The following is an 8,552-nucleotide window of genomic DNA, read 5'->3' on the forward strand; positions in this document are numbered from 1 at the left end:
GCGCATTCAGTACAAAAAGGGAGACAGTGTATGAGCAAAGATCAAGACCCCATTCCACCATGTTTTGACCAGGCCAATCAGGCGCCTGAGCGTCTGACCGAGATGTTTGTCGGGATAGCACAGGGAAACCGCATCAGACTGGGCCAGCGTCCGGCAGAGCGTGCGGTGTTCCGCAAATTGCACGGGGTCGCCAGCGCCAGGCTGGTGATGGAAAAGAAAATACCGGCCAAACTCAAGGTCGGTGTTTTTGCGCATGAGAGCTTGGATGCCTGGGTCAGGTTTTCCAGTGACACCACGCCAACTTCGCCTGACCTGTACTCAACCCTGGGCATAGGTATCAAATTGTTTGGCGTGCCCGGCCCCAAGGCGCTGGGTGATGATGGCGACACGGCTGACTTCATCATGCAAAACTTCCCGGTCTTCTTTGTCGATAATGCCAAGGAGATGGTGGAGTTTACTTATGCTGGCGTGGTCGCGCAGGACTATCCTGGTTACCTGAAAAAACATCCCAAGACTGCAAAAATATTGGACCAAATGGAAAAGGTCGAGGGCAGTACCCTGACCACGACTTACTGGGCCATCCTGCCTTTCCAGGCTGGAAAAAAAGAATACGTCAAATACCGCCTGGAGCCTGTCACTCCGCCAGAGAACGTGCCAAATGATGAGCGCGATTATCTGGCCGTAGACATGTGCAACCGCCTGGCCAAGCGCGAATACCAGTTCCGCTTCATGGTGCAACTGCGTACCAATCCCAAGACCATGCCGCTGGATGAGGCAACGGTGGAATGGCCAGAATCTGAAAGCCCCTTCATCCATGTCGCCACCTTGATCTTGCCGCAGCAGGATATCAGCGTACGTGGCCAGTCTGAATATGGTCAGGGCCTGGCCTTCAATATCTGGCGCGTACCACCAGCACAGACACCGGTTGGTTCTATCGCTGAAGCGCGCAAAGTCGTCTATGCAGCAGGTGCAGATGCCAGGCATGAAGCCAATGGCCAAAGCCTGCAAGACCCCCGTGAGCCGCGTTCCCCAACTGCGGGCTGCCCCTTTCACGCAGTAGCGCAGGCAAAAGCAGAACCCGTAGTCAAGGACACTTGCATCGTCAAGGCAGTGATTTATCCAGCTATAGGTGTTGCGCGTGTAGGCACCAGTGAGAAGGAATGGTTTTTGGGGCCAGAAGTACCTTATCCAAAACCAGAGGCACCCGGCTATTACCGTGACGCCCATAAAAAACTCAAACGCCAGGGTGCCAGGTTCCGCGTATATGGCGTGAATGCCAAGGGCGAGATCGTCAAGGAACTGAATGCTGACAATGCAAAAGTAGAGTGGCAGGTGCAACTCGCCAATACCAAGTCAGCATGGTATGGCTTCCAGCTGGCGCTGGATATTCCTGAAGCCGCATCGGCACCGCAAACCACCTTGCGCAATGCGGCAGTGCCGGACAGGAGCATGTTGTCGATCACGCCCAAGCAAAGAAAAGTCAGCGGCAAAAAAAGCAAACCGCAGCGTTTTGATGATGGCAAATTCATGGGCAAGCCTGTGTATCTGGGCGAAGCTTTCACCGACGAGCAAGGTCGCTTGATTGTATTGGGTGGGCATGGTGTATCCGCCTCTTACGACAATAGCCGCGCCATCACCTTTGCCAATAATGAGGGCTGGCATGATGACACTTCTGACGGCCCCGTCAACGCCAAGGTCGTTTATGAAGGGCTGGAATTGATGGTGGAGCCAAGCTGGGTGGTAGTTGCACCACCCAACTATGCGCCGCAAAGAAAATCAGTGCGTACGATGTGGGACTTGATGCGCGATGTCGCCATCACTGCTGGCACTTTGCCCAAGCCCAAACGTCCCAGCTTTACTTTCGATATTCTGCCCCTGTTTGAGCGCCTGAATGGCTTGCAATGGGTGAATGCTGGCTTCAATGCAGGTTTTGGCTGGAAAGGGATGGTTGACCTTACGAGTGCGCAGGCATTGTCGCGCCTGGCCAGCAATAATACCGCCTATGTAGAATTGCGCCGGACCATCGCCAACCAGTTCCGCAACTATGAAGTCGATGCATGGTCACCCAAACCCTGGCCGTGGTTGTATGGTGATGCCATGGCTATCCCCGCTGCGCAAACACCAAGGCAAAATGCCTCGCTGACTGCAACCCAGTTGGCCATGCTGATGGAATGGGCAGAAGGTAATTTTGTAGAAGATTACGACCCTGATCGCAAACATGCTGAACGCATAGACCAGGTGCCGCTGGAGCAGCAGGGCGACACACTGACACAGGCAGCGCTGGATTTTTGCCTGGCTGACGCCTTCCACCCAGGTTGTGAAATGACCTGGCCAGTGCGGGCCAGCACCATGTATATGGCACCGTTCCGCTTTGCCCACGCACTCGATGGCTGGATTGCGCCTGGCCTGGGTGAGATACTCACCAGCGATGGCGTCACCATACCTAATGGCCCTCTATACGGCCAGCAGGCTGGCGGCATTACCCGCTGGATGGCCGTGCCCTGGCAGACAGATACGGCAAGCTGCCGTTCTGGCTACGATAAGTCCTATGACCCGTATGTGCCAAGCTTCTGGCCAGCGCGCGTGCCTAACCAGGTCCTGACCAAGCAAAACTATGCTGTCGTCATGGATGAGAAAAAACCGCTGGGTGAAAGGCTGGCCGCATTCGCCAACCGTGCCTCGTGGATTAACCCGCTGGGCAGCACCAGTTATACCGACCAGATCAATAATATGATTCATCATTTTGATCATCTCGGTGTAGTGGAAGTGCATCCCGGTCCGGCTGATCATCAGCATTTTCCTGCTGAGTTTGAAGTGGAAGACCAGCACATACCTATCGCCGACATGCCTGCACCAAATAATAAACAGGCGCAGCATGATGAGCATGCGAGGGTAGGGGCCGCAGAAGTGACGAATGCTGAATCTGTCGACATCATGACGATAGAAAAAGTACGCCGCTTCCCGCGTGGTTTGCATCGTTAGACGTGGGAACATTGCAGATAGATGTATTGGTCTTAGGGGCAGGGCCTGCGGGCTCTGCCTTTGCCCTGAACCTGGCACCATTCCAAAAAGTAGTCATGCTGGAAGCATCACCGCCAGCAGCCATGCGCATAGGTGAATCCCTGCCAGCCGCAGCCGGTAAGCTGCTGGCTGACATGGGTTTGTATGAAGCGTTTTTGCAGCAAGGCCATCAAGCCGCACATCTGAACATCAGTCACTGGGGCAGTGATCTGGCGATAGAGCAAGATGCCATGCGCAATCTCGATGGTCACGGCTGGTATTTGGACCGTCATCGTTTTGATTGCTGGTTGCAGAATGTCGCGCAAGAGCGTGGTGCGGCTTTGCTGAGACAAAGCAAGTTGCTGTCTTTTACACCTGCGAAAAGCAATCCAGAATATTGGGATGCTGTCATCGTTGTGCAGGGCAAGACGGTGCAGGTAGAAACCAGGATGCTGGTCGACGCCAGCGGCAGAAAATCACTAATCACACGGCAACTGTGCATAGCCCGCAAAGCCACGGATAAACTGGTGTGCAGCTGGCTGATCGGCAGGGACACTGACAATAGCGCAGGCTCCAGCCACATCAGTGCGGAGGCGGGCGGCTGGTGGTATAGCTCATCCTTGCCAGGGCAGGGCCGCATTGTGGCGTTTTACACCGATGCCGATTTGCCAGAAGCTGCGGCATGCAATCATCAGCAAGGGCTGTTGCAGCGTCTGGGCCAGAATACCCAATTGTCGGCCTGTCTCGATGAATATGGTTTTGTGCCAGGGCAGCAGCATGGATATTGTGCTGCCCATACTGCAGTGTTGCAGCAGTTTGCCGGTTCCAACTGGCTGGCAGTGGGTGATGCTGCGCTTAGTTTTGATCCTCTGTCTTCGCAAGGCTTATTCAATGCCTTGTACACCGGCCTGGCAGCGGCGGAGGCGGTGTCGCATTATGATGCTGATGCACAAACTGGCTATGTAGCTGAACTGAACTCCATACAGGCAGCCTATCTGCATCATCTGCGAGTGTGGTACCAGCAAGAGCAACGTTGGGCTGATCAACCGTTCTGGCAGCGTCGCAACGTTTCTTTCATTGCTGCCTGAATTTCCCTGTCGCAAAATTGTAAGCAGACGTGAAGCGCCTGTATGCATTAATAGCCCTCAGCTAGAATTGTCGCTTCTTCCTGTTCTTGGATGGTCTCAGTGTCTTATTTTTTACGATGCATCTTGGTATCCATGCTCTTGTTGATGACTGCCTGTTCCAAAATAGAATATGCCGACACTCTGGAGCCAGATGCGCTGATGAAGCTGGTTTTCAAAGGTTGGGAAGCAAATTCCATAGTCGAACGCCCTATACTGAAAGTCCAGGACGATGGGTTCAACACAAAAGGCATGTACCTGACACCAGTCAAGGTATTTAGACTGGGAGACGACAGGGCTGTCATGCTGACCAGGGCGATTCCCCTGAACACTGGCAAAATCAGCATAGATGTACTTGCGGCTTATTGGTTCAAGCGTGATGGTGAAAAATGGTTGCTCGAAGCCAGGCAGGATGAGATCGATACGCTACGCTCCTTACAGAAAATCGAGACAGTGAAAATCATGGAACTGGCACCAGCCAAACAAGGGCTGTTGATTGAATATAGTGAATCTCATCGAGGTGAAACTGGGATTTTTGCCCAATTGTATATGCTGGCTCAGCATCATGTGACGGGTTTAATACCCGAAAACCAGGATGTCCTGTTGACAATGAAAGAACGCAATCATGCAGATTGCATCAGGCGTATGAAGAAAGCGCCAGGCAAGCCTGAACGTGTGCGTTTGAATGACCGGGAGGGAAGGGACGGTAATTGTCTGGACATACAGGTGACGCTGCAGCTCAAGCCCGGCAAAGACTTGCCGGGTGACATCGTATTGAGTGCAAATGCAAAGATGTTTGAGTATCGGGAAATAGAACGTCACGACATACCCGATGCCAGTGGCGAATACTTTACGAGCTATGAGGTCATCCCCAGTGCCCTTCGTTCCAGCATGGTATTTCAGTATGATGAAGCCAAGGGGAAATATCAACGAGTCAGCGGTGGTAAAAGTTTTTTACCTGAGTGGTATCGCGAGTAAAACATGACAAGCCCGGTTGTTTATGCCGGGCCTGTCAATTACAGTTTAATCAAAGTTTGATCAAACTGCATCCAGGGCAGACTGCAAATCCTGCCTCAAATCTTCCACATCTTCTATGCCTACCGACAGGCGTATGAATGAATCGGTGATACCCAACTTGGCTCTTTGTTCTGCCGGGATTGTTGCATGCGTCATGATGGCCGGATGTTCTATCAGGCTTTCTACGCCGCCCAGGCTTTCGGCCAGGGCGAATACTTCGCAACGTTCGAGGAAACGACGAGCGCCTGCCAGGTCAGTATCAAGTTCTATGGAAATGATGCCGCCAAAGCCATCCATTTGCTGTTTAGCCAGCTCATGTTGCGGGTGGCTTTCCAGGCCTGGGTAATACACCTTCTTGACCTTGGGCTGTTTTTCCAGCCAGCGTGCCAGGTCCAGGCCATTTGAGTTATGGCGTTCGACACGGATATTGAGTGTCTTGATACCGCGCAAGGCGAGGAAGCTGTCGAAGGGGCTGGCGATCGCGCCAACGGAGTTTTGCAAAAAGCCCAGGCGTTCGCGCCAGTCAGCCTGATGGGCTTCGCCACCAACGATGGCAATACCACCGATGATATCGGAGTGACCGTTCAGGTATTTGGTCATTGAATGGACGACGATATCAAAACCCAGTTCCAGCGGACGTTGTACCTTGGGGCTGGCAAAAGTATTGTCAGCCACGGCGATGATATTGTGCTCGCGGCAGATTTTTGCAATCGCGCGCAGGTCAGCCAGTTTCAGCATGGGGTTGGTCGGCGTTTCTACCCATAGCATCTTGGTGTCCGGGCGTATTGCGGCCAGCACTTCTTCTGGCTTGGTCATATCGACATACGTGAACTGCAGGCCAGCGCTACGTTTGCGCACGCGTTCAAACAGGCGGTAGCTGCCGCCATACATATCATCACCGGCGATGATGTGGGCACCGCTGTCGACGATTTCCAGCACGGTGGCAATCGCTGCCAGGCCGGAGGCAAAGGCAAATGCCTGCGCGCCGCCTTCGAGGTCAGCTACGGCACGTTCCAGCGCCCAGCGGGTGGGATTGTGCGAGCGGCCATAGTCCAGACCCTTGTGTACGCCAGGGCTGTCCTGCACGAAGGTGGAGGTCGCATAGATAGGTGGCATGATGGCACCCGTGACCGGGTCGGGGAATTGCCCGGCGTGGATGACACGCGTACCAAAGGCTTGCGGATGGGTAGGCTTCTTGTATTCGGGATAGCTCATGAAAGTGTCCTGCGCATATGGTTGAGAAGGTCAAAGCGGGTAATCAGGCCATAAAACTGCTTTTCCGGTTTGTTGGCTGCAATGATGGCGACCAGACCGCTGTCCAGTGTGCTGCGCAATGCGGCGATGCTGGCATCCGGTGCCAGGGTTTCTATCTGGCTGGTCATGGTGTCTTCTACTGCACTGCGGAACAGGCTGGCATCCGCAGATACTTTCAGCAACAGGTCTGATTCATCAATAATACCGATAATCGCGCCATCGCGTATGACAGGTAGTTGCGAGATATCGGCACTGCGCATGCGGTTGAAGGCCACCATCAGGGTGTCGCTGGCATTGACGCTGATCACGCCGCCTTCATCGAAACGGCGGCTGATGATGTCGCGCAGATCGCCATAGTTTTTTCGCTTGAGCAAGCCCTGGTCTGTCATCCAGTTGTCGTTGTAAACTTTGGACAGATAGCGTGTGCCGGTGTCGCAGACAAAGGTGACTACGCGCTTGGGCGTGGTCTGGGCGCGGCAATAGCGCAGGGCTGCGGCCAGCAAGGTGCCGGTGGAAGAGCCTGCCAATATGCCTTCGGCGCGCAGCAATTCACGTGCTGTGCCAAAGCTTTCAGCATCATCAATGGTATAGGCATGCTTGACAGCGCTGAGGTCAGCAATGCCGGGGATGAAGTCTTCGCCTATGCCCTCGACCGCCCAGGAACCGCTGACTTCATTGATATTGCCTGTCTCTACGTACTCAGTCAGTATCGAGCCTTTTGGGTCAGCGAGTACAAATTCCAGCGCGGGCTGGACCTTGTTGAAATAACGTGTCAAGCCCGTCAGCGTACCGCCAGAACCTACGCCGACGACGATGGCATCGACTTTGTGGTCAGTCTGCGCCCAGATTTCTGGCCCCGTGGTGGTTTCATGCGCCAGTGGGTTGGCCGGATTATTGAACTGGTCGGCAAAGTAGGAGCCGGGTATTTCCTTGGCCAGGCGTGCCGCATAGTCCTGGTAATACTCGGGGTGGCCCTTGCCTACATCAGAGCGGGTGATGTGAACTTCTGCGCCCATGGCTTTCAGGTGCAGGATTTTTTCTGTGGACATTTTGTCCGGTACTACCAGTACTACGCGGTAACCCTTGGCGCGCGCCACCAGCGCCAGACCCAGGCCGGTATTACCAGCCGTTGCCTCGATCACGGTGCCACCTGCCTGCAGGCGACCTTCGCGTTCTGCTGTTTCTATCATGGACCTGCCTATGCGGTCCTTGATGGAGCCGCCAGGGTTTTGTGATTCCAGTTTGAGGAATAATTCACATGGCCCTGTGTCAAAGCGGGTAACCTTGACCATAGGCGTATTGCCAATCAACGCAAGTACTGCGGGATCAGTTTGTTTTGTCATCTTAGTGTGCTCCTGGGTGCATACGATATGTTGCGACAGGTTTAGCATTTGTTTATGAGGCAGCTATGCTAGCGATTTCATCTCCTGAGGCTAAGGAATTTTTCCAACTATGCATAGTTGGAAAATGATTTACTTGCATTTGGGTAAGACTGATTTGAGGTCAAAGTGGCAAGTATGGGGATAGTATAGCCATAGTTTGGAAATTTGTTGGGGTATATGCGGTTTGCTTATATCGATGCCTTGTGTATCAAGATTGGATACAGTGATTTGTGGATGCTTTGTTCTATCTGGTTGCGCGAAGGTCGCAAACGGGCATCCTTAATAACGTCATTCCTGCGTGCTTTTGGCAGGAATCCAGGGGCGTTCACAACACATCATAAAGTGCATTAACTTCTGAATCGCGGTGTTTGCATGTTTTGATTTTCAAATGGCTGCATTGGTCATTTCCGATTGCCGGCCGGGGGTAGCCCGGCAGCTACTTACTTTTCTTGCTGTCGCCAAGAAAAGTAAGCAAAAGAAGGCGACCCAGGCGTCGTCGCCCCTACGGGGTCCCCGTTTGTGCGATACAAAAAATGGGAAGATCCGAAACTCGCTACGCTCAGACAACGGCTCTTCTTAATCCATTTTCTGTACCGCACAAACGGCGTCGACACATGGGAGCTGCGAACGTCAAAAGCAACTACAAGGTCAAAAGCAACTACAAGGTCAAAAGCAACTACAAGGTCAAAAGCAACTACAAGGTCAAAAGCAACTACAAGGTCAAAAGCAACTACAAGGTCAAAAGCAACTACAAGGTCAAAAGCAACTACAAGGT

At 53.2% G+C, this 8,552-nt stretch carries 5 protein-coding genes; 3 read left to right on the top strand and 2 right to left on the bottom strand.

Annotated features, from left to right (window positions below):
- Positions 1 to 30 precede the first annotated feature (30 nt).
- The 3 genes from ACO0LD_RS11730 to ACO0LD_RS11740 all read left to right on the top strand — a co-directional run bounded on the left by ACO0LD_RS11730 (position 31) and on the right by ACO0LD_RS11740 (position 5,102).
- On the top strand, positions 31 to 2,982 hold the full coding sequence (locus ACO0LD_RS11730) for a LodA/GoxA family CTQ-dependent oxidase (RefSeq protein ID WP_423006874.1): 2,952 nt from the start codon (positions 31 to 33) through the stop codon (positions 2,980 to 2,982).
- A 2-nt stretch (positions 2,983 to 2,984) separates the two neighbouring features.
- Positions 2,985 to 4,088: a tryptophan 7-halogenase gene (locus ACO0LD_RS11735; RefSeq protein WP_423006876.1), complete on the top strand. Its 1,104-nt coding sequence runs from the start codon at positions 2,985 to 2,987 to the stop codon at positions 4,086 to 4,088.
- Positions 4,089 to 4,232: 144 nt separating this feature from the next.
- Positions 4,233 to 5,102 (top strand): hypothetical protein, encoded by an 870-nt coding sequence (locus tag ACO0LD_RS11740; RefSeq protein ID WP_423006878.1) that lies wholly within the window; start codon positions 4,233 to 4,235, stop codon positions 5,100 to 5,102.
- A gap of 60 nt (positions 5,103 to 5,162) precedes the next feature.
- Here the strand turns inward: ACO0LD_RS11740 and ACO0LD_RS11745 are convergent, their stop codons facing one another.
- Positions 5,163 to 6,356 (bottom strand): trans-sulfuration enzyme family protein, encoded by a 1,194-nt coding sequence (locus ACO0LD_RS11745; RefSeq protein WP_423002085.1) that lies wholly within the window; start codon positions 6,354 to 6,356, stop codon positions 5,163 to 5,165.
- A complete protein-coding gene (locus ACO0LD_RS11750) occupies positions 6,353 to 7,738 on the bottom strand; it encodes a pyridoxal-phosphate dependent enzyme (protein ID WP_423006880.1) in 1,386 nt (461 codons plus the stop codon). Before ACO0LD_RS11750 ends, ACO0LD_RS11745 begins: the two co-directional genes overlap by 4 nt.
- Positions 7,739 to 8,552: the final 814 nt, after the last annotated feature.

The sequence above is a fragment of the Undibacterium sp. Ji83W genome, from assembly GCF_049340385.1.
Classification (GTDB): Bacteria; Pseudomonadota; Gammaproteobacteria; order Burkholderiales; family Burkholderiaceae_D; genus Undibacterium.

Coding starts and splice junctions, on each gene's coding strand:
- ACO0LD_RS11730 (WP_423006874.1), top strand. CDS start 31: ATGAGCAAAGATCAAGACCCCATTCCACCATGTTTTGACCAGGCCAAT.
- ACO0LD_RS11740 (WP_423006878.1), top strand. CDS start 4,233: ATGACTGCCTGTTCCAAAATAGAATATGCCGACACTCTGGAGCCAGAT.
- ACO0LD_RS11745 (WP_423002085.1), bottom strand. CDS start 6,356: ATGAGCTATCCCGAATACAAGAAGCCTACCCATCCGCAAGCCTTTGGT.
- ACO0LD_RS11750 (WP_423006880.1), bottom strand. CDS start 7,738: ATGACAAAACAAACTGATCCCGCAGTACTTGCGTTGATTGGCAATACG.